The sequence below is a fragment of the Pseudomonas sp. B21-051 genome, assembly GCF_024748795.1.
GTDB lineage: Bacteria > Pseudomonadota > Gammaproteobacteria > Pseudomonadales > Pseudomonadaceae > Aquipseudomonas > Aquipseudomonas putida_A.
The window spans coordinates 3,929,436-3,947,611 of record NZ_CP087166.1; the positions used below are offsets into that span (position 1 = coordinate 3,929,436).

Annotated in this window: 19 protein-coding genes, 1 tRNA gene and 1 pseudogene; 11 read left to right on the forward strand and 10 right to left on the reverse strand. The window is 59.8% G+C overall.

Translation table 11 applies throughout. From position 1 onward, the window contains the following. Positions 1 to 221: 221 nt before the first annotated feature. A complete protein-coding gene (locus LOY52_RS17545) occupies positions 222 to 1,271 on the forward strand; it encodes an HlyD family secretion protein (RefSeq protein ID WP_139055558.1) in 1,050 nt (349 codons plus the stop codon). Between the two features lie 49 nt (positions 1,272 to 1,320). Beyond that, positions 1,321 to 2,811: an MDR family MFS transporter gene (locus tag LOY52_RS17550; protein WP_258679896.1), complete on the forward strand. Its 1,491-nt coding sequence runs from the start codon at positions 1,321 to 1,323 to the stop codon at positions 2,809 to 2,811. Positions 2,812 to 2,931: 120 nt separating this feature from the next. On the opposite strand, the gene uvrB is transcribed toward LOY52_RS17550, so the two are convergent. After that, positions 2,932 to 4,947 carry an excinuclease ABC subunit UvrB gene (uvrB, locus tag LOY52_RS17555; RefSeq protein ID WP_007969222.1) on the reverse strand — a complete coding sequence of 672 codons (2,016 nt, stop codon included), beginning with the start codon at positions 4,945 to 4,947 and terminating at the stop codon, positions 2,932 to 2,934. A 337-nt stretch (positions 4,948 to 5,284) separates the two neighbouring features. On the opposite strand from uvrB, the gene LOY52_RS17560 reads away from it, so the two are divergent. Together LOY52_RS17560 and LOY52_RS17565 are read left to right on the forward strand one after the other, a co-directional pair. Beyond that, the gene (locus LOY52_RS17560) at positions 5,285 to 6,481 is read left to right on the forward strand and encodes an amino acid aminotransferase (RefSeq protein ID WP_027611521.1); all 1,197 of its coding nucleotides are present in this window, start codon (positions 5,285 to 5,287) and stop codon (positions 6,479 to 6,481) included. 222 nt (positions 6,482 to 6,703) lie between these two features. Beyond that, on the forward strand, positions 6,704 to 6,904 hold the full coding sequence (locus LOY52_RS17565; protein ID WP_258675265.1) for a hypothetical protein: 201 nt from the start codon (positions 6,704 to 6,706) through the stop codon (positions 6,902 to 6,904). Here LOY52_RS17565 and LOY52_RS17570 read toward each other — a convergent pair. Then, a complete protein-coding gene (locus LOY52_RS17570) occupies positions 6,901 to 7,131 on the reverse strand; it encodes a hypothetical protein (RefSeq protein WP_258675267.1) in 231 nt (76 codons plus the stop codon). The genes LOY52_RS17565 and LOY52_RS17570 overlap by 4 nt on opposite strands. 219 nt (positions 7,132 to 7,350) lie before the next feature. On the opposite strand from LOY52_RS17570, the gene LOY52_RS17575 reads away from it, so the two are divergent. Then, positions 7,351 to 7,426 (forward strand) — tRNA-Asn (locus LOY52_RS17575). 198 nt (positions 7,427 to 7,624) lie between these two features. Here the strand turns inward: LOY52_RS17575 and LOY52_RS17580 are convergent. Beyond that, positions 7,625 to 9,148 (reverse strand): nucleobase:cation symporter-2 family protein, encoded by a 1,524-nt coding sequence (locus LOY52_RS17580; RefSeq protein WP_258675269.1) that lies wholly within the window; start codon positions 9,146 to 9,148, stop codon positions 7,625 to 7,627. A 252-nt stretch (positions 9,149 to 9,400) separates the two neighbouring features. On the opposite strand from LOY52_RS17580, the gene LOY52_RS17585 reads away from it, so the two are divergent. Together LOY52_RS17585 and LOY52_RS17590 are read left to right on the forward strand one after the other, a co-directional pair. After that, positions 9,401 to 9,685 (forward strand): BrnT family toxin, encoded by a 285-nt coding sequence (locus tag LOY52_RS17585; RefSeq protein ID WP_258675272.1) that lies wholly within the window; start codon positions 9,401 to 9,403, stop codon positions 9,683 to 9,685. A gap of 6 nt (positions 9,686 to 9,691) precedes the next feature. Next, positions 9,692 to 10,024, forward strand: a complete 333-nt coding sequence (locus LOY52_RS17590; protein WP_258675274.1) for a BrnA antitoxin family protein — start codon at positions 9,692 to 9,694, stop codon at positions 10,022 to 10,024. Positions 10,025 to 10,026: 2 nt separating this feature from the next. Here LOY52_RS17590 and LOY52_RS17595 read toward each other — a convergent pair whose 3' ends face one another. Beyond that, positions 10,027 to 10,854: an arylamine N-acetyltransferase gene (locus tag LOY52_RS17595; RefSeq protein ID WP_258675277.1), complete on the reverse strand. Its 828-nt coding sequence runs from the start codon at positions 10,852 to 10,854 to the stop codon at positions 10,027 to 10,029. A gap of 100 nt (positions 10,855 to 10,954) precedes the next feature. Beyond that, positions 10,955 to 11,749 (reverse strand): exodeoxyribonuclease III, encoded by a 795-nt coding sequence (gene xth, locus LOY52_RS17600; protein ID WP_258675285.1) that lies wholly within the window; start codon positions 11,747 to 11,749, stop codon positions 10,955 to 10,957. 127 nt (positions 11,750 to 11,876) lie between these two features. Here xth and LOY52_RS17605 point away from each other — a divergent pair, with 127 nt between their 5' ends. Both LOY52_RS17605 and LOY52_RS17610 read left to right on the forward strand, forming a co-directional pair. Further along, positions 11,877 to 12,461, forward strand: a complete 585-nt coding sequence (locus tag LOY52_RS17605) for a GNAT family N-acetyltransferase (protein ID WP_258675287.1) — start codon at positions 11,877 to 11,879, stop codon at positions 12,459 to 12,461. A gap of 89 nt (positions 12,462 to 12,550) precedes the next feature. Beyond that, positions 12,551 to 12,856, forward strand: a complete 306-nt coding sequence (locus LOY52_RS17610) for a hypothetical protein (protein WP_003226473.1) — start codon at positions 12,551 to 12,553, stop codon at positions 12,854 to 12,856. 76 nt (positions 12,857 to 12,932) lie between these two features. Here the strand turns inward: LOY52_RS17610 and LOY52_RS17615 are convergent, their stop codons facing one another. The 4 genes and pseudogenes from LOY52_RS17615 to LOY52_RS17630 all read right to left on the reverse strand — a co-directional run bounded on the left by LOY52_RS17615 (position 12,933) and on the right by LOY52_RS17630 (position 16,310). Next, a complete protein-coding gene (locus LOY52_RS17615; RefSeq protein ID WP_202370429.1) occupies positions 12,933 to 14,501 on the reverse strand; it encodes a sensor domain-containing diguanylate cyclase in 1,569 nt (522 codons plus the stop codon). 223 nt (positions 14,502 to 14,724) lie between these two features. After that, the gene (locus LOY52_RS17620; RefSeq protein ID WP_258675288.1) at positions 14,725 to 15,249 is read right to left on the reverse strand and encodes a hypothetical protein; all 525 of its coding nucleotides are present in this window, start codon (positions 15,247 to 15,249) and stop codon (positions 14,725 to 14,727) included. A gap of 148 nt (positions 15,250 to 15,397) precedes the next feature. Next, positions 15,398 to 15,508, reverse strand: a pseudogene (locus LOY52_RS17625) (PAAR domain-containing protein); the annotation flags it as partial. Positions 15,509 to 15,644: 136 nt separating this feature from the next. Continuing rightward, complete coding sequence (locus LOY52_RS17630) at positions 15,645 to 16,310, reverse strand: ribonuclease T2 (protein WP_258675290.1); 666 nt, start codon at positions 16,308 to 16,310, stop codon at positions 15,645 to 15,647. A gap of 165 nt (positions 16,311 to 16,475) precedes the next feature. Between LOY52_RS17630 and LOY52_RS17635 the strand changes: the two genes are divergently transcribed. Together LOY52_RS17635 and LOY52_RS17640 are read left to right on the forward strand one after the other, a co-directional pair. Next, on the forward strand, positions 16,476 to 16,946 hold the full coding sequence (locus LOY52_RS17635; protein WP_258675291.1) for a hypothetical protein: 471 nt from the start codon (positions 16,476 to 16,478) through the stop codon (positions 16,944 to 16,946). Positions 16,947 to 17,022: 76 nt separating this feature from the next. Beyond that, positions 17,023 to 17,808, forward strand: coding sequence for a transporter substrate-binding domain-containing protein (locus tag LOY52_RS17640; RefSeq protein WP_258675293.1), 786 nt, complete (start codon positions 17,023 to 17,025; stop codon positions 17,806 to 17,808). Between the two features lie 135 nt (positions 17,809 to 17,943). On the opposite strand, the gene LOY52_RS17645 is transcribed toward LOY52_RS17640, so the two are convergent. Then, a complete protein-coding gene (locus LOY52_RS17645; protein WP_202370436.1) occupies positions 17,944 to 18,156 on the reverse strand; it encodes a hypothetical protein in 213 nt (70 codons plus the stop codon). Between the last annotated feature and the right edge of the window lie 20 nt (positions 18,157 to 18,176).

Below are 18,176 nucleotides of genomic sequence, written 5' to 3' on the forward strand. Positions count from 1 at the left end.
TCGAAAAGAATGAAAAGCAAAACAATCAAGCGGCGAATGGTAACAGGCGACACCCGCCCCGCTCCAGCGGGCAGGGCATTTAAGCCAAGTTTGCGTCTGTAACGCCCATAGACCGTGGTGACGGGCTGAATATCAGCCATCGGCATTTACCGTTTATCGGCGGTATGCCAGATTCAGCCGCAGATGACTTTCCTTACAATTCCTCGACTACAGTTTGCCTCATGCCTGCCCAACTCAAGCGTCGCCTGTTTATTTTCCTGCTCCTGGTGCTGTTGATTGCCGGGGGCTTCTTCGCCCATTGGTTTTTCAAGGGGCGCTTTTATGAAAGCACCGATAACGCCTATGTCCAGGGCGAGATCACCCGCGTCTCCAGCCAGTTGAGTGCGCGCATCGATGAAGTGCTGGTGCAGGACAACCAGCACGTGGAAAAAGGCCAGTTGCTGGTGCGCCTTGAACCCAATGATTTCCGCCTCGCCGTCGACCGCGCCAATGCCTCCCTCGCCACCCGCGAAGCCGAGCGTTTGCAGGCACAGAGCAAATTGACGCAGCAATCGAGCCTGATCGCCGCCAGTGACGCGCAAGTGGCGACCACCCAAGCCACGCTGGGCCGCTCGCAGATGGATTTATCGCGTGCTGAAACCCTGCGCAAACCCGGCTACGTTTCCGAAGAACGAGTGACCACCCTCTCCGCTGACGCGCATATCGCCCGTTCGCAAGTGGCCAAGGCCCAGGCCGATGCGCAGAGCCAGCGCCAGCAGGTCAACGCACTGACTGCCGAGATCAAACGCCTCGACGCGCAGATCGCCAACGCCCGCGCCGATCTAGCGCAAGCCGAGCTCAACCTGACCCGCAGCGAAATCCACGCGCCGATCAGCGGCATGGTCGGCCAGCGCGCCGCACGCAATGGCCAAGTGGTGCAGGCCGGCGCGTATCTGCTGTCGATCGTCCCGGACGAAGACATCTGGGTGCAGGCCAACTTCAAGGAAACCCAGATTGGCCACATGCAGCCCGGACAGAAAGCCGAGCTGACTTTCGATGCCTACAGCGACACGCCGATCGAAGCGCGGGTCGACAGTCTGTTCGCCGCCTCCGGTGCGCAGTTCAGCCTGCTGCCGCCGGACAACGCCACCGGCAACTTCACCAAAGTCGTGCAGCGGATTCCGGTGAAGCTGACCTTCAAGGCCGATAACCCGTTGCACGGCAAGATCCGCCCGGGCATGTCGGTCACCGCCACCGTGAATATCAAAGACGCCCCAGACAATGGCCGGTGATTCGCTGATCCGCCCGGTCGGCGAACCGACCCGGCGCGACTGGATCGCGGTGATGAGCGTGATGCTCGGCGCCTTTATGGCAGTGCTCGACATCCAGATCACCAACTCTTCGCTCAAGGACATTCAGGGCGCGCTCTCGGCGACGCTGGAAGAAGGCTCGTGGATTTCTACCTCGTATCTGGTCGCGGAAATCATCATGATTCCGCTGACCGCGTGGCTGGTGCAGTTGCTCTCGGCACGGCGCCTGGCGGTGTGGGTGTCGCTGGGGTTTCTGGTGTCATCGCTGCTGTGCTCGATGGCCTGGAGCCTTGAAAGCATGATCGTGTTTCGCGCCATGCAGGGCTTCACCGGCGGCGCGCTGATCCCGCTGGCGTTCACCCTGACCCTGATCAAACTTCCCGAACACCACCGCGCCAAAGGCATGGCGATGTTCGCCATGACCGCGACCTTCGCCCCGTCCATCGGCCCTACGCTTGGCGGCTGGCTCACGGAAAACTGGGGCTGGGAATACATCTTCTACATCAACATCCCGCCGGGGCTGATCATGATCGCCGGGCTGATGTACGGGCTGGAGAAGAAGGAAGCGCACTGGGAACTGCTGAAAAGCACTGACTACACCGGAATTCTCACACTGGGTGTCGGCCTCGGCTGCCTGCAGGTGTTTCTTGAAGAGGGCCATCGCAAGGACTGGCTCGAATCGAACCTGATCGTGACCCTCGGCAGCATCGCCCTCCTCAGCCTGATCACCTTCGTCATCGTGCAGATTTCGAAACCCAACCCGCTGATCAACCTCGGCATCCTGCGCAATCGCAACTTCGGCCTGTCGAGCATTTCCAGCCTCGGCATGGGCGTCGGGCTGTATGGCTCAATCTATCTGCTGCCGCTGTACCTGGCGCAGATCCAGAATTACAACGCCCTGCAGATCGGCGAAGTGATCATGTGGATGGGCGTGCCGCAGCTGTTCCTGATTCCGCTGGTGCCGAAGCTGATGAAGTTCGTTTCGCCGAAATGGCTGTGCACCCTGGGCTTCGGGCTGTTCGGTCTAGCGAGTTTTTCGTCGGGGGTGCTCAACCCGGACTTCGCCGGGCCGCAGTTCAATCAGATCCAGATCATCCGCGCGCTGGGTCAGCCGCTGATCATGGTCACAATTTCGTTGATCGCCACGGCGTACATCCTGCCGCAGGACGCGGGCTCGGCGTCGAGCCTGTTCAACATCCTGCGCAACCTCGGCGGCGCGATCGGCATCGCCCTGCTCGCCACGCTATTGGATGCACGGACCAAGACCTACTTCGATTATTTGCGTGAAGCGGTGGTGCCGACCAATCCGCAAGTGGCCGAGCGACTGGCATCGATGACCGACCGCTTTGGCAGTGACACGGCGGCGCTGGGCAAGCTGAGTGAGATAGTCCATCAGCAGGCACTGATCATGGCCTACAACGATGCGTTTCATTTTGTCGGGATTGCACTGGGGGTCAGCATGCTGGCGATCTTGTTGACCAAGAAATTGCCGCAAGGGTTGAAGGCTGGGGAAGCGCATTAAACTGAACACCACCCTACCTGTAGGAGCTGCCGAAGGCTGCGATCTTTTGCTTTTGATTGTAAAAAAACAAGATCAAAAGATCGCAGCCTTCGGCAGCTCCTACAGGTTTAGCATCAGGCTTCAGACAGCCAAAAGCCGCTCGCGCAACTTGGCAATCTCATCGCGCATCTGCGCCGCCGCTTCGAACTCCAGATCCCGCGCCAACTGGTACATCTTCTCTTCCAGTGCGCGAATGCGTTTGGTGATTTCGCTCGGCGAGCGCAGTTCGGCTTCGTACTTGGCGTTTTCTTCGGCAGCCTTGGCCATGCCCTTGCGCTTCTTGCTGCGTGAGCCGGGCACGGTGGCGCCTTCCATGATGTCGGCGACGTCCTTGAACACGCCCTTCGGGGTGATGCCGTTTTCCAGGTTGAAGGCGATCTGCTTGTCGCGACGACGCTCGGTCTCGCCGATCGCCCGCTCCATCGAGCCGGTGATGCGATCGGCGTAGAGAATCGCCCGGCCATTGAGGTTCCGCGCGGCCCGGCCGATGGTCTGGATCAGCGAGCGCTCGGAACGCAGGAAGCCTTCCTTGTCCGCGTCGAGAATTGCCACCAGCGACACTTCCGGCATGTCCAGACCTTCGCGCAGCAGGTTGATCCCCACCAGCACATCGAAGGTGCCCAGACGCAGGTCGCGGATGATTTCGACCCGCTCGACGGTGTCGATGTCCGAGTGCAGATAACGCACGCGCACGCCGTGGTCGGCGAGGTAATCGGTGAGGTCTTCGGCCATGCGTTTGGTCAGCGTGGTGACCAGCACCCGCTCCTCGACCGCCACGCGCTTGGTGATTTCCGAGAGCAAGTCATCGACCTGGGTCAGCGCCGGACGCACCTCGACTTGCGGGTCGACCAGACCGGTCGGACGCACCACTTGTTCGACCACGCGACCGGCATGCTCGGCCTCGTAGTTGCCCGGCGTCGCCGAGACGAAAATGGTCTGCGGGCTGACCCCTTCCCACTCGTCAAAGCGCATCGGCCGGTTGTCCAGCGCCGACGGCAGGCGGAAGCCGTATTCGACCAGGGTTTCTTTACGCGAACGGTCGCCCTTATACATCGCGCCGACTTGCGGCACGCTGACGTGGGACTCGTCGATCACCAGCAAGGCGTCGGCTGGCAGATAGTCGTACAGCGTCGGCGGCGCGGCACCGGCCGGACGTCCGGACAGGTAGCGCGAGTAGTTTTCGATGCCGTTGCAGTAACCCAGTTCGAGGATCATTTCCAGGTCGAAACGGGTGCGCTGTTCGAGTCGCTGGGCTTCGACCAGTTTGTTGTTGCTGCGCAGGTATTCGAGGCGTTCCTGCAATTCGACTTTGATGTGTTCGATGGCGTCGAGCAGGGTCTCGCGCGGCGTCACGTAGTGACTCTTCGGGTAGAAGGTGAAGCGCGGCATCTTGCGGATGACTTCGCCGGTCAGCGGGTCGAACGCGGAAATGCTCTCGACCTCGTCATCGAACAGTTCGATGCGGATCGCTTCCAGATCGGATTCCGCCGGATAGATGTCGATCACGTCGCCGCGTACCCGGAAAGTCGCGCGGGCAAAATCCATGTCGTTGCGGGTGTACTGCAGGTCGGCCAGACGCCGCAGCAAGGCGCGCTGATCGAGTTTGTCGCCGCGATCGACGTGCAGCACCATCTTCAGATAGGTTTCCGGGCTACCGAGACCGTAGATGCAAGACACCGTGGTGACGATGATCGCGTCCTTGCGCTCGAGCAACGCCTTGGTCGCCGACAGGCGCATCTGTTCGATGTGGTCGTTGATCGACGCGTCCTTCTCGATGAAGGTGTCGGACGACGGCACATAGGCTTCGGGCTGGTAGTAGTCGTAGTAGGAAACGAAATACTCGACCGCGTTGTTCGGGAAGAACGCCTTGAACTCGCCATACAGTTGCGCGGCGAGGGTCTTGTTCGGCGCCAGCACCAGCGTCGGGCGTTGTACCTGCGAGATGACGTTGGCGATGCTGAAGGTCTTGCCCGAGCCGGTCACACCGAGCAGCGTCTGGTGCGCCAGCCCGGCTTCGATGCCCTCGACCAATTGGCGGATCGCTTCTGGCTGATCGCCGGCGGGCTCGAAGCGGGTGACTAGCTGGAATTCGGACATACACACCTCTGGGATCGCGGCTCGCGCAGAAAACAGCCGAGCCGCGGGGATGACCGCAAACGACCGTTGTCGCCCAAGGAAAAACGAAGATTGTGCTCAATGTGGAGCCGATTGCCTCGCCTTTCAAGGCAAACGTCCTACATCCGGTAAAGTCTCTGACAGAGTCAATCGACTAACGGTCAAGAAATAATCGGAAAAACTTGCCGGAAAAGCTGAATCGCCTGTCGCCATTGCTCAGTGATGGCCTCTATACTAGCTCCCCGTTTGTGCACCGCTCTAGTGCATTCGGCTGGAGCGCGACACGTCCCTCCACTCTCCATTCAGAGCCGCCGTAATAATGAGCCTGTTCTCCGCTGTCGAAATGGCACCCCGCGATCCAATCCTGGGCCTCAACGAAGCATTCAACGCCGATACCCGGACCACCAAGGTCAACCTGGGTGTAGGTGTTTACTGCAACGAAGAGGGGCGAATTCCCCTGCTGCGCGCGGTGATCGAAGCCGAAACCATTCGCGCTGCTCAGCACGCCTCCCGTGGCTACCTGCCGATCGACGGCATCGCCGCCTACGACCAGGCGGTGCAAAAGCTGCTGTTCGGTAACGACTCGCCGCTGATCGCTGCCGGTCGCATCGTCACCACTCAAGCGGTCGGCGGTACCGGCGCGCTGAAAATCGGTGCCGACTTCCTCAAGCAACTGCTGCCGAACGCCGTCGTGGCGATCAGCGACCCGAGCTGGGAAAACCACCGCGCGCTGTTCGAAACCGCTGGCTTCCCGGTGCAGAACTACCGTTACTACGACGCCGCCACCCACGACGTGAATCGTGCCGGCATGCTCGACGACCTCAACGCCCTGCCGAACGGCTCGATCGTTGTGCTGCACGCCTGCTGCCACAACCCGACCGGCGTCGACCTGACCCCGGCCGACTGGAAAAACGTACTGGACGTGGTCAAGGCCAAAGGTCACGTGCCGTTCCTCGACATGGCTTACCAAGGTTTCGGCGACGGCATCGACGAAGACGCCGCAGCCGTGCGTCTGTTCGCTGAATCGGGCCTGACCTTCTTCGTTTCGAGCTCGTTCTCCAAGTCGTTCTCGCTGTACGGCGAGCGCGTTGGTGCATTGTCGATCGTCAGCGAGTCGAAAGAAGAAAGCGCGCGCGTGCTGTCGCAGGTCAAGCGTGTGATCCGCACCAACTACTCCAACCCGCCGACTCACGGTGCAAGCATCGTCGCCGCCGTGTTGAACAGCCCGGAACTGCGCGCCCAGTGGGAAGCGGAACTGGCAGAAATGCGCCTGCGCATTCGCGGCATGCGCGAGCAGATGGTTGCCCTGCTGGCCGAAAAAGCCCCGCAGCGTGACTTCAGCTTCGTCGGTCGTCAGCGCGGCATGTTCTCCTACTCCGGCCTGACCACCGAACAGGTGCACCGCCTGCGCAACGAGTTCGGCATCTACGCCCTGGACACCGGCCGCATCTGCGTCGCGGCACTGAACCAGAGCAACATCAAAGCGGTAACGGATGCGATCGTTCAGGTCATCTGATTTCGCCTGGCAATGAAAAACGGGAAGCCTTGGGGCTTCCCGTTTTTTATTTGTCCGAAGGAATGCAACATTCCCTCTAAACTGCACACAAATCTGAATTGTGGGAGCGAGCCTGCTCGCGAATGCGGTGGGTCAGTCGCCATTGTTGGTGGCTGACAGCATTCGCGAGCAGGCTCGCTCCCACAGGCTTCGTATACAACCAGGAATTTAATGAGAACCCAAATGAAAAACGACAACCTGCGCGCCGACCGTGACGACCTGGATGACTTCATCCCCCGCGCCACGGCCAAACGCGAAAAAAGTCTGGTGCTGCAAGTCGCCGCCGGGGTGTTTCTCGGCGGTCTCGCCCTGTGGCTGGTGCAACTGGCGGCCACCGCAGCGTACGCCAAATTGCTGCTCGGAACGATTACCTTCGGCAGTTAAGCCAGTTCGCTCGCGCGCTGACTCGCGGCATCGTCATACACGACGTACAGCGATTCGGCGATCTGGCTTTTGATCGCCTTGGTGCTTTCCAGGCCGAGCACGAAACCTTCGGCCTTGCCGCCAGCGCGATTGAGCTCCTCAGATGTGCCGGCCTGAGTGATTGCGTCGAAGAGTTTCTCGGCGTGGGGGCCAACACCCTTGGGCAGACTGATTTGCGCGATGCTCATGCGAGCACCTCGTTGTTGCGAATTGCAGGCTTCATGGCGCGTACCTTTTCGGCGAATGGCCGGCAGCGCGTGTGACCACTTCCGGGGCCCCATGGTAGACCGCCGATGGTTTTCTGGTAACCGCCAATCACTGACAAATCACCGTCCGTCCTGCCGACCGCAGAAAATTTACACTCGACGCTTGACTTCTCTTTTTGAATCAGTAACATACGCACCAATTCCGCAATAGCTCAGTTGGTAGAGCAAATGACTGTTAATCATTGGGTCCCTGGTTCGAGTCCAGGTTGTGGAGCCAAATAGCAAAGCCCCTGAATCGAAAGATTCAGGGGCTTTTTTGTGGGCGCTCGAAAAGTCAAAAGATCGCAGCCTGCGGCAGCTCCTGCATTTCGAATGCGCTCCCTGTAGGAGCTGCCGCAGGCTGCGATCTTTTGCTCTTCAAACCAAAAAGGCCGATCTGTCTCACAACAGATCGGCCTTTTCATCCAGTCAGCGATCAAACGTGTTCGCTGCTCTTCATCTGGGTCTTCGGCGCGCCATGCCCATGATCGTGATCATCAGGCTCGATCACCGGCACTTCCTTGCCATCGCAATCATGCAGCTTGCCGTCACTGAAGTAATCGCCCTCACGCAGCGCCGCCAGGTCGCGATAACGCAGGGTGCGCTCTTCCGCGGCGGCAAACACCGACTGCTGGTCCGAGTTGCCGGCAGTGAAGTGGTTGAAGGTCAGGTTCAGCACAATCGCCATGATCGCCGACGAGCTGATGCCCGAGTGGAAAATGGTCGCGAACCAGCTCGGGAAATGATCGTAGAAGTTCGGCGCGGCAATCGGGATCATGCCGAAGCCGATCGAGGTGGCGACGATGATCAGGTTGACGTTATTGCGGTAATCGACCTTCGACAGCGTGCGAATCCCGCTCGCCGCCACCGTACCGAACAGCACGATACCGGCGCCGCCCAGCACCGACGTCGGCACCGCGGCGATCACCCGGCCCATGAACGGCAGCAGACCGAGAATCACCAGGAAGATACCGCCTGTGGCCACCACAAAACGGCTCTTGATCCCGGTCACCGCCACCAGCCCGACGTTCTGCGCGAAGGCGCTCTGGGTGAACGAACCGAAGATCGGCGCAAACATGCTCGACAGCATGTCCGCGCGCAGACCGTTGCCCAGGCGTTTGGAGTCGACCTTGGTGCCGATGATCTCACCGACCGCCAGAATGTCCGCCGAGGTTTCCACCAGGGTCACCATGACCACGATGCACATCGACAGGATCGCGGCGAAGTGGAAGGTCGGCATGCCAAAGTGGAGCGGCGTCGGGAAGCCGAACATCGGCCCTTGGGTGACACTGGAGAAATCGGCCATGCCGAGGAACACCGCCACAACTGTGCCGATCACCATGGCCAACAGGATCGACAGACGCGAGATGGTCGAGCTGCCGACTTTGCTCAGCAGCAACACCAGCACCAGCGTCACGGCCGCCAGACCGATGTTCTGCATGCTGCCGAAGTCCGGCGCGTGGCTGTTGCCCCCCATGGCCCAACGTGCGGCCACCGGCATCAACGTCAGGCCAATGGTAGTGATCACGATGCCGGTGACCAGTGGAGGGAAAAACTTGGTGATTCGCGAGAACACCGGAGTGATCAGCAAGCCGATCAACGACGCGGCAATCACCGCGCCCAGCACCGACTGGAAGCCGCCCTCCCCGCCACTGCTGACGATCGCGACCATGGTCGCCACACCGGAGAACGACACGCCCTGCACCAGCGGCAACTGACAGCCAAAAAACGGTAGACCCAGGGTTTGCAGCAGTGTCGCCAGCCCCCCCGCAAACAATGAAGCAGCAATCAACAGACCAATGTCCGCCGGCGACAGCCCGGCCGCCTGGCCGATGATCAGTGGCACCGCAACGATACCGCCGTACATGGTCAGAACATGTTGCAGGCCGTAAGCCATATTCGCGCCGACCCCGAGATTTTCGTCCTCGGGCCGTTGGTGTGAAACATGGGGCGTTTTCATGTGGGGGTTCCCTGGTTTTTGTTATGCGCACACTGTATTCAATAGTCGGGACAAATGTCCATAGAGTTGTATACAACTTATCAGTCACATAATGGATAGGTAGCCACCCAAGCTTCTATCTCGCCACCTCCATCTCTCACAAATCCGGCAACACATCCCCTCCTGTCCCCGGTTTTTATCCCACTAGGCTGAAGTATTCATGGCGACCAGCGGTGCACCGGCGCTCTTTTTTATACATATAAAGTATGCATAATGAAGTCATTCGAAATTCAGTACGACAAAAGCAAGAACGCGGCCAACAAACTCAAGCACAGGGGAGTCAGCCTTGCCGAGACCGAGCCGGTCTTTCACGACGAACGCGCGCTGACGATCGAGGACAACGACCATGACGAACAGCGCTGGATCACCCTCGGCCTCGACGGCAGAGGGCGTTTGCTGGTGGTTGCGTACAGCTATCGCGAAGGCAACGTCGTACGAATCATTTCTGCACGTGTCGCCACACCGAGCGAACGTCGCGCTTATTTTCAGGAGGCATGAAGAACGATGAAAGACGAATACGACTTCTCGCAGGGCAAACGTGGTGCCTTGGCGCCCGCCAAGGGCAAGACCCGCATCACCATCATGCTCGATGACGCCGTCATCGAAGCCGCCCGTAGCGTGGCGGAAAACGAAGGCTTCGGTTATCAGACGGTGATCAACAACACCCTGCGCCATGCCCTGCTGGAGGCTGGCAGCAAAACGCAGGACGTCGAGCCGCCCCACTCCGGGCAATTCAAGAAAGGCATCACCGCCACCGACCTCAAGAGTCTGGAAAAAAAGCTGTCGGCGGCGGCCGGGGAAATCCGCCGGGTACTGGAGCCGGAGGCCAAGCCCTGAGATCAGGCCGGTACGAGCATCCGCGCCAGCGACTGGCGCACATGTAGCTGGTCAGGCAGGCGCAGATTGAACTCCTGCTCCAGCAGCGCAACCAGCTCATCGACATCCGCCACCTCGCGGCGCTCGCTGTCGGCGCCCATGTGGTGAATCGCGAAGCTGCCGTTGTTCAGGGTCCGCCGCCAGCCATCGCCAGTGCGCGCAACCATCAGCCGTTTGGCGAACGGTGAATCGGGATGGGTCGAGACGTACCAGTTGCCGAGGGTGTAATCGATGTCTTCCTGGCGCTGCAGATCAAACAGGTACATCGCGCGCCACTCGCCTGCGACATTGGCGCGCAGCATGTAGCCATCGGCCTGTTTCTCGATGCGATAGGACTCGTGCGGCGTCGGCTGTTCAGCCTCGGTATCGAGCAACAGCGGCGCGGTCGGCACCATACCGCCAAAGCCAACGTCGGTGATGTAGCGCTCGCCATCGATGATTACCAGGCTCAAGCGGTGGGTACGCGCCGTCCACGTACCTTCGGGTTGCGCCAGCACCACGCGCCCGGAAATGCCACGGGCCTCAAAGCCCAGTTCCTGCAACAACGCCAGAAACAGATTGTTCAGTTCGTAGCAGTAACCACCCCGGCCACCGTGAAGAACCTTTTGTTCGACCGACGCCAGATCGATCAGCACCGGCGCGCCAGTGATCGTCGACAGATTCTCGAAGGGAAACACGCCGGTATGGCGCAACTGCAACTGCCGCAGGGTTGCCAGCGTGGGGGCCGGTGGGGTGTCGAACCCCAATTGTTGCAGGTACAACGTCGGATTCGCCAGACGTGGCTCGCTCATTGCTCAGTCCTTTTGCATGTGGCCGCGCATTGCTGCGCCGATGGCCGACATGTATACGGGATCGCCCCCGGACTCCGACAATTGATTTCGCCAATCACCACTACCGCCGCTTGCGCGAACCGATGCGAATCCAGGTTGGGGCATGGTCGCTGGCGTGCGGTTCGTTGCGCACCCAGGCGTCGACCCCGGCCTCGTGCAGATACGGACTGAGTGCCGGGTTGAGCAGCAGATGATCGATGCGCAGACCGGAGTTGGTTTGCCAATGCTGGCGAAAATAATCCCAGAAGGTGTAGAGGCGATCGTCGGGATACAGATGGCGCAGCGAATCAGTCCAGCCCTGATCAAGCAAGCGTTGATAACACTCGCGGCTTTCGGGTTGCAACAGCGCATCCTTGAGCCAGGAGCGGGTGTTGTAGATGTCCATGTCAGTGGGCACCACGTTGTAATCACCGGCCAGCACCACCGGATGATCGCTGCTTTGCAGATCCTTTGCATAGCGGATCAAGCGTTCGAACCAGGCCAGTTTGTAGTCGAACTTCGGCCCTGGTTGCGGGTTGCCGTTGGGCAGGTACAGGCAGCCGACCAGCACCCCATGCACCGCCGCCTCCAGATAACGGCTGTGCTTGTCGTCCGGATCACCCGGCAGACCGCGGCGGCTCTCCAGCGGTTGCGCATCGCGGGCGAGGATCGCCACGCCGTTCCACGACGCCTGTCCGTGCCAGATCGCGCCGTAACCGGCGGCTTCCAGTTCCTCTGCGGGGAAGGCGCTATCGACTGATTTGAGTTCCTGCAGGCAAGCGATGTCCGGTTGCTCGCGCTTGAGCCATTCCAGCAGGTTCGGCAAGCGTGCGCGCAGGCCGTTGACGTTGAACGTGGCGATCCGCAGGTTTTTCATCGTTCAGGCTCCGGCGAACAAGGTGTGAAAATTGTGACCCTGTGCTAACGGCGGTGGTTGCATCGGATCAACTGGCTGCGGCGTAATAGGCGCTCGCCACTGCCCCGAACTGCCGAGACTCGACTCCATGCTCACCACGCTGCAAGGCCCGCGCGTCATCCTGCGTCCACTTCAGTACAGCGACGCCGACGCCCTGCTCCGCGCTGCCGCCGACGGCGAACTGTGGAACCTCACCGTCACCGTGGTGCCGTCGGCGAGCACCGTCGACAGCTACCTGAAAAAAGCCCTCGACGGCCGCGACGCCGGCAGCGTCATGCCGTTTGTTATTGTGTTGAAGGATAGCGGCGAAGTGATCGGCTCGACCCGGTTCTGGAAGATCGATCCGCTCAATCGCAAACTGGAAATCGGCAGCAGCTGGATTTCGGCACGCTGGCAGAAATCCTTCGTCAACACCGAAGCCAAATACCTGATGTTGCGCCACGCCTTCGAGGTGCTCGAATGCGTGCGGGTGCAGTTCACCACCGACGAGAACAACCAGAAGTCGCGCAACGCGATTCTGCGCCTCGGTGCGCAACAGGAAGGCATCGTGCGCCACGAGCGGATCATGCCGGACGGGCGCAAGCGCAACTCGGTACGCTTCAGCATCATCGATGACGAGTGGCCGCAGGTGCGTCAGGCGCTGGAGCAGAAACTGGCTGAGGATCGAGGCTGAGGCTCGACAACCGCTCGTCAGTCAATCGGCACCAACGGGTAAAAGAGTCAGACCAAAGTCAGGTAACCGACCCCTTCTGGAGACGTACCATGACTACACGCACACTCACCTCGTTGTTACTCGCCGGCCTGCTCGCCGCCACCTCGGCTGCCAGCTTCGCGGCGAACGACAGCTCTGGCACATCGAGTACCAACCCCGACGTCAACAAAAGTACGCCCAAGCCGCCGGACAACACCCCGGGCGCACCTGCCGGCAGTAACGGCGCGGGTAGCCCTGGTTCTGGCAACGGCACCGGCACTAACGGCGGCGCCATGGGTTCGGGCTCGGGGGCTGGCGGCGGCACGGGCGCGGCCGGTGGCGGAACCGGCGGTGCGGGCGGTGGCTCGGGCAGCTGAACGAACCGGCGTTACGGTTGGTGATAAGCCTGTGTGAGGGAGCCTGCTCCCTCACCCTTGTTCAAGCGTCGAAACTTCAGCGATCCGAACGCATCAACTCGGCAACCCCCGCCTCCAGCGACAACACCGCCGCGCGATTGCGTCCGGCATGTTTCGCCTGATAAAGCGCCGCGTCTGCACGCTGAATAAACACTTCCAGACTGTCATTGCCACTCGGGATGAACGAATAGCAGCCCAGACTCACCGTCAGATAACCGGTAGGCGAGCCACTGTGGGTGATGCGTTTATCCATCACGCTGCGGCGGATCTGCCCGGCGATCGCCAGTACGCCATTTATGTCGGTGTCCGGCAGCAACACCGCAAACTCCTCGCCACCGTAACGCACCGCCAGATCAGCCTTGCGCTGGCAGCAATTCTTCAACACCTGCGCTACCTGCGTCAGGCAATGATCGCCCGCCACATGGCCGTAGGCATCGTTGTAACGCTTGAAGAAATCGATATCGAGCATGATCAGGCCGACCGGACTCGACTGCCGGGCACCGCGGGCAAACTCAATCTCCAGCGAACGCTCGAACAGGCGCCGATTCGCCAGCCCCGTCAGGCTGTCGTGGGTCGCGATCTGCTCCAGTGCGCGCTGTGCCTTGCGCAAGTTTTTCTCGATACGCTCGCCATCACGCACCTGATGAATGAATACCCAACCGAACAGGCCGACGCCAAGAATCACCAGCGCCACAATCACGCTGGACTGAAAGGCCCGCTCGGACCAACCCTTGAGAATCGTGTCGCGCGACGACGCTGCCGCGACCACCAGTGGATACGAACCCAACTGACGGTAGCCATACAAGCGCACCACGCCGTCGACCACCGACTTGATCATCGCGGTACCGGCTGGAGCCTCGGGCAGCAACTTCTGATAAATCCTGCCTTGCGCCAGTGACGAACCGATCAGGCCTTCGTCGAACGGCCGCCGCGCCAGCAACGTGCCGTCCTTGAGCCCGAGAAACATGATGCCGTTGTCATCGAGGCTGAAGCTTTTGAAGAACCGGTCGAAGTACGCCATCTTGATCCCGGCCATCAGCACGCCCTGGAAATTGCCGGCACGGTCGTTGATGCGTTTGGAGATCGGGATGATCCACTCGCCATTTTCGCGGCTGCGAATCGCCGGGCCGATGTGCGCCACGGTGGAAACGTTCTGCTGGTGAAACCTGAAGTATTCGCGGTCGGCCACACCATTGCCACGGGGCAGATCGGTGAACGAGGTGATCACCCACTGGCCCTCGCGATCGAAGAGGAACATGCCGTGCAACTGCTCCAGTTGCTGCACCCGACGTGCAAAAGTTTTTTGCAGACGAGGTCGCTGCGCGGCACCGTAACCATCGTCCTCGACCCAATCGGCGAGACTGGTAAGCACCAGGTCGGCGGCCAGAAACGTGTCTTCGGCCTGCTGCGCCATGGCCCGGGTCAGGTTGGTGGAAGCGATCTGCGCATTGGCCAGATCCTGACGCCGTGTCTGCTCCAGTTGCAGATAGAGCAAGCCAGACAGGCACAGGCACACCGCAACGATGAATAGCGCTGCCGCCTTGCGAAGCGGCAGGCGTTTAAGCGTGCCGGGAGTCTGATGCGGGTCGTGAATGGGGATTGGCAAAAACGTGTCCTGGGCAGGTACGACAGGGGCCGCAGCCCGAAACCCTTGCTTTTCGTGAGCGTAGCCCACCGGGGTGTGCTCGGCAAACCCGCCGCGCCAACACACGCCCGCCCAGTTGTATCGGCGCGCGAGGGATTTGGATGACCTCCGCACGACGATTTATTTTCAGTTGTGGTTTTGCGGGTGATCGCCCTCGCGTATCTGCGCCGGGCACCGATGACGGTTATCGGGGTTTGTTGATTTCGCGCAGCAGATCCGCGACTGGCAGGTTCATGGTGTTTGAGTAGTAGGGTTTATAGCCGTACGCGGTGACGACGACTTTGCAGGGGATTTGTTGTTTGTTGGCGAGGAGGTGATTCAGTTCTGTTACTGAAAGATTTCTCTCAGAACTTCGGTTGCTGGAAGTTTCACTGAGGAATGCGCGGGTGAGATAGGAAAACTTGGCCTTGTAGTTTTCATTTTTTTCCGAGCGTATCAAGCCGGTGGCGGAAAACTGTATGGCTTTGCCTACCGAGAAATCATGATCATCTGCCAATGCGCAATGCAGCATGCCCGAAATCATTCCGACTCGTTCTCCGCGATCAAAAAGATCCAACACATCAACGTCCGACTGATACCGGATGACGTATAGCAACGACTTTTCTCTTTCCACAGACTCGAAGCTCAGGTTTGCGGGAGGCTTTGTGTGATCCTTCGCACAACCAGAGCAAATAGCGAGCAAGCCGCAAAGGAGTAACCTGTACATCATGGAAAATCCTTCGTGATTGAGTCAAAAAGCATATCGGCTGCAGATTTGCTCCCCGCGATACAGGCAGTGAACAACCCCAATGCATTTGCATGATTAGTGTCTACATTGACGTTCAATGAAGGGCCACAGGAGATAAGCCACTTTTCACCAATCCGTCGAAATTCACGTTCGGCGAGCCACTGGCAATCGGATTGGTGCCATGTCCCGGGAGTGGGCAGGCGGTTGGATCGGTGATGCGGGCGGCGGGTTTTCCGCTCATGAACAGCTCCTTGCAGTGTTGCGGGACATCCTTTTGGGGGCGCAAGCATGCGTGAATTTTCCGGGTGCTTCAAACCTTCAGGCAAAAAAAAGCGCCCGATCGGGGCGCCCTTTTCTGTTCGTGGGAACTGCTCACATCAACGCGAAGGCGGCACCCGAATATCCCCCGCCCGGCACTGGGTCTTCACGCCCTTGCCGCACTCGCCGAACTGCAGATCCTTGCCCATGCACACCCGCACTTCCGAGAGTTCCGGGCCGCTGCAGATCACCGCGATGCCATTGGCCGGGATCCCCGGGTTGGCCTTGCGGAACAGGTCGGCGATTTCCTGGGCTTCGAAGTAATACGAGGAGCTGAACGGTTGCAGCTCCTGCGGGATTTTCACCGCGCCAACCGCTTTGTCCGCTTCATCCAGATAACCCATCGCCCCCAGACCGCTGCAGGTGCCGTGTTTGGACCACTCGTGATCGAGCAATTTTTTGGTCGGGAACAGCGTAAGGCCCTTGGTGGTTTCCGCCGCCGACAACGTGGTCAGTGGCGGGCAGGATTCCGGCCAGCCGCCGTTGGCGTATTGCGGCCACAAGCCGTGCAGCACGAAGCCGTAGCCCTTGCCGGAGCATTGCACGTCATCTTTGTGGGTGAGGCAGAACGTTGGCGACCAGGACAGCGTCAGCAGGTAGTAATCGAACTGCCCCGCTACCGCTTCCGTTTGTACCTTGCTGGCGTTCGACTGACGCGCCGAACTCAGGCCGATGCTACCGGCCGTCAGCGCGATCAGCGCCAGAATTGTAAACAGCTTTTTCATGTACCCACTCCTTGGGACGCCTGCGTCCGTGGTTTTTGATGCTGACCAGACTTGGCCAGCGCTGATTTCGCCATGCTTGTGTTGCAAGCGCATGACGCAAGGCAAGGCCGTACGCCGTTGAACGGTCTACGATTAACAGGCAGACATCAAACCAAGGGATCCGAAATGAGTAAAGCAGACGAACTCGCCGCCAAACTCAAGCAAATCCGGCACACCCATGCGGATGCCGCGCTGGAGATCGATTGCTGGCCGGCGCAGGTCTACGATCTGTACCACCGCATCGAGGCCTGGCTGCAGCCAGTCACTGAAGTGGGCCTGAAAATCCGTCGCAACCCGACCCACGTTTGCGAAAGCTCACCCGATGGCGAAAGCCACGATTACGCGATCGACCAACTGGTGATTGAAGCCAACCAGCAAACCCTGACCTTTGATCCCATCGCCCGGTTTACCGAAGACGGCGCCGGCCGCGTGCAGATCACCCTGCCCGAGCGCAACACCTACCTGTTGCGCACCGTCGATGAACATCATGAAAGCCATTGGTGGTTGCAAACGGTAGAAACCGGGCAAGAACTGGATGCGATTGCGCTGACGGAGAACAATCTGTTGCAGGTGGTGCAGGAAGGGCTCGGCCTCTGACAGCGAGCTACCCATAGGGATCAGCGCCGGGAACGTGTTTAACTTCTCACTCCGATCCCTTTGAAGCCCGACAGACATGCCCATCAATAAAAAACTGCTCTTGCTCGGTTCATTGCTGGCGCTGAATTTTAGCGCTCAGGCCGCCGAGCAACCGTCACACCTCGACACCATCCAGCAACAAGGCCAGTTGCGCGTCTGCACCACTGGCGACTATAAGCCCTACACTTTCAAGCGCACCGACGGCGACTTCGAGGGCATCGACATCGCCATGGCGCGCTCGCTGGCCGATAGCCTCGGGGTGAAAGTCGAGTGGGTGCAAACCACTTGGAAAACCCTGATGCCGGACATGCAGGCCGGCAAGTGCGACATCGGCATGGGCGGGATTTCGGTGACGCTGGAGCGACAGAAAAAAGCCTACTTCAGCAACACCCTCGACAGCGACGGCAAGATCCCGCTGGTACGCTGCGCCGACCAGTCCAAATACCAGACCGTCGAGCAGATCAACCAGCCAAACGTGCGTCTGGTCGAACCGGCGGGCGGTACCAACGAAGCCTTCGTCCACGCCTTCCTGCCCAAGGCGCAACTGGCCTTGCACGACAACGTGACGATCTTCCAGCAACTGCTCGACAACAAGGCCGACGTGATGATCACCGACGCCTCCGAAGCGCTGTATCAGCAGAAGCTCAAACCGGGGTTGTGCGCGGTAAATCCGCACCAGTACATGCAGTACGGCGAGAAGGCGTACCTGCTGCCGCGTGATGACATCAGCTGGAAGCTGTACGTTGATCAGTGGCTGCATCTGAGCAAAGTGACTGGCAGTTATCAGAAGGTTATTGGTGAGTGGCTGGCGCTGCCGCAGTAATCTGCCAGGCACAAACATTTGTGGCGAGGGAGCTTGCTCCCGCTGGACTGCGCAGCAGGCCTTCTTTTGAGGGGCCGCTTCGCGCCCAGCGGGACCAAGCTCCCTCGCCACATTGATTTTCAGCCAGGAAATCTATCAGTCGTCATGCAACATCCCGGAACTGTACTGATTCAAGCTGCTGCCGATACTGTTGCCACCAAACTTGAGGGTCGTCGCATGACTGCCTCCCTCCGGCGACTGACAATCCGAAGAAAAACAACTGGTGGTGGTCAAACCCGCGCCCGAACAGGCACTCAACACCGATACCGCTGCAGCGATCAACAGCACTTTGATGACATTCAGGCGCATGGCACGATCCCCCTTGGGTT

Bases quoted from the DNA above. Each gene is read 5' to 3' on its own strand.
- LOY52_RS17545 (WP_139055558.1), top strand. From the start codon at position 222: ATGCCTGCCCAACTCAAGCGTCGCCTGTTTATTTTCCTGCTCCTGGTG.
- uvrB (WP_007969222.1), bottom strand. From the start codon at position 4,947: ATGTCCGAATTCCAGCTAGTCACCCGCTTCGAGCCCGCCGGCGATCAG.
- LOY52_RS17560 (WP_027611521.1), top strand. From the start codon at position 5,285: ATGAGCCTGTTCTCCGCTGTCGAAATGGCACCCCGCGATCCAATCCTG.
- LOY52_RS17565 (WP_258675265.1), top strand. From the start codon at position 6,704: ATGAAAAACGACAACCTGCGCGCCGACCGTGACGACCTGGATGACTTC.
- LOY52_RS17570 (WP_258675267.1), bottom strand. From the start codon at position 7,131: ATGAGCATCGCGCAAATCAGTCTGCCCAAGGGTGTTGGCCCCCACGCC.
- LOY52_RS17580 (WP_258675269.1), bottom strand. From the start codon at position 9,148: ATGAAAACGCCCCATGTTTCACACCAACGGCCCGAGGACGAAAATCTC.
- LOY52_RS17585 (WP_258675272.1), top strand. From the start codon at position 9,401: ATGAAGTCATTCGAAATTCAGTACGACAAAAGCAAGAACGCGGCCAAC.
- LOY52_RS17590 (WP_258675274.1), top strand. From the start codon at position 9,692: ATGAAAGACGAATACGACTTCTCGCAGGGCAAACGTGGTGCCTTGGCG.
- LOY52_RS17595 (WP_258675277.1), bottom strand. From the start codon at position 10,854: ATGAGCGAGCCACGTCTGGCGAATCCGACGTTGTACCTGCAACAATTG.
- xth (WP_258675285.1), bottom strand. From the start codon at position 11,749: ATGAAAAACCTGCGGATCGCCACGTTCAACGTCAACGGCCTGCGCGCA.
- LOY52_RS17605 (WP_258675287.1), top strand. From the start codon at position 11,877: ATGCTCACCACGCTGCAAGGCCCGCGCGTCATCCTGCGTCCACTTCAG.
- LOY52_RS17610 (WP_003226473.1), top strand. From the start codon at position 12,551: ATGACTACACGCACACTCACCTCGTTGTTACTCGCCGGCCTGCTCGCC.
- LOY52_RS17620 (WP_258675288.1), bottom strand. From the start codon at position 15,249: ATGATGTACAGGTTACTCCTTTGCGGCTTGCTCGCTATTTGCTCTGGT.
- LOY52_RS17630 (WP_258675290.1), bottom strand. From the start codon at position 16,310: ATGAAAAAGCTGTTTACAATTCTGGCGCTGATCGCGCTGACGGCCGGT.
- LOY52_RS17635 (WP_258675291.1), top strand. From the start codon at position 16,476: ATGAGTAAAGCAGACGAACTCGCCGCCAAACTCAAGCAAATCCGGCAC.
- LOY52_RS17640 (WP_258675293.1), top strand. From the start codon at position 17,023: ATGCCCATCAATAAAAAACTGCTCTTGCTCGGTTCATTGCTGGCGCTG.
- LOY52_RS17645 (WP_202370436.1), bottom strand. From the start codon at position 18,156: ATGCGCCTGAATGTCATCAAAGTGCTGTTGATCGCTGCAGCGGTATCG.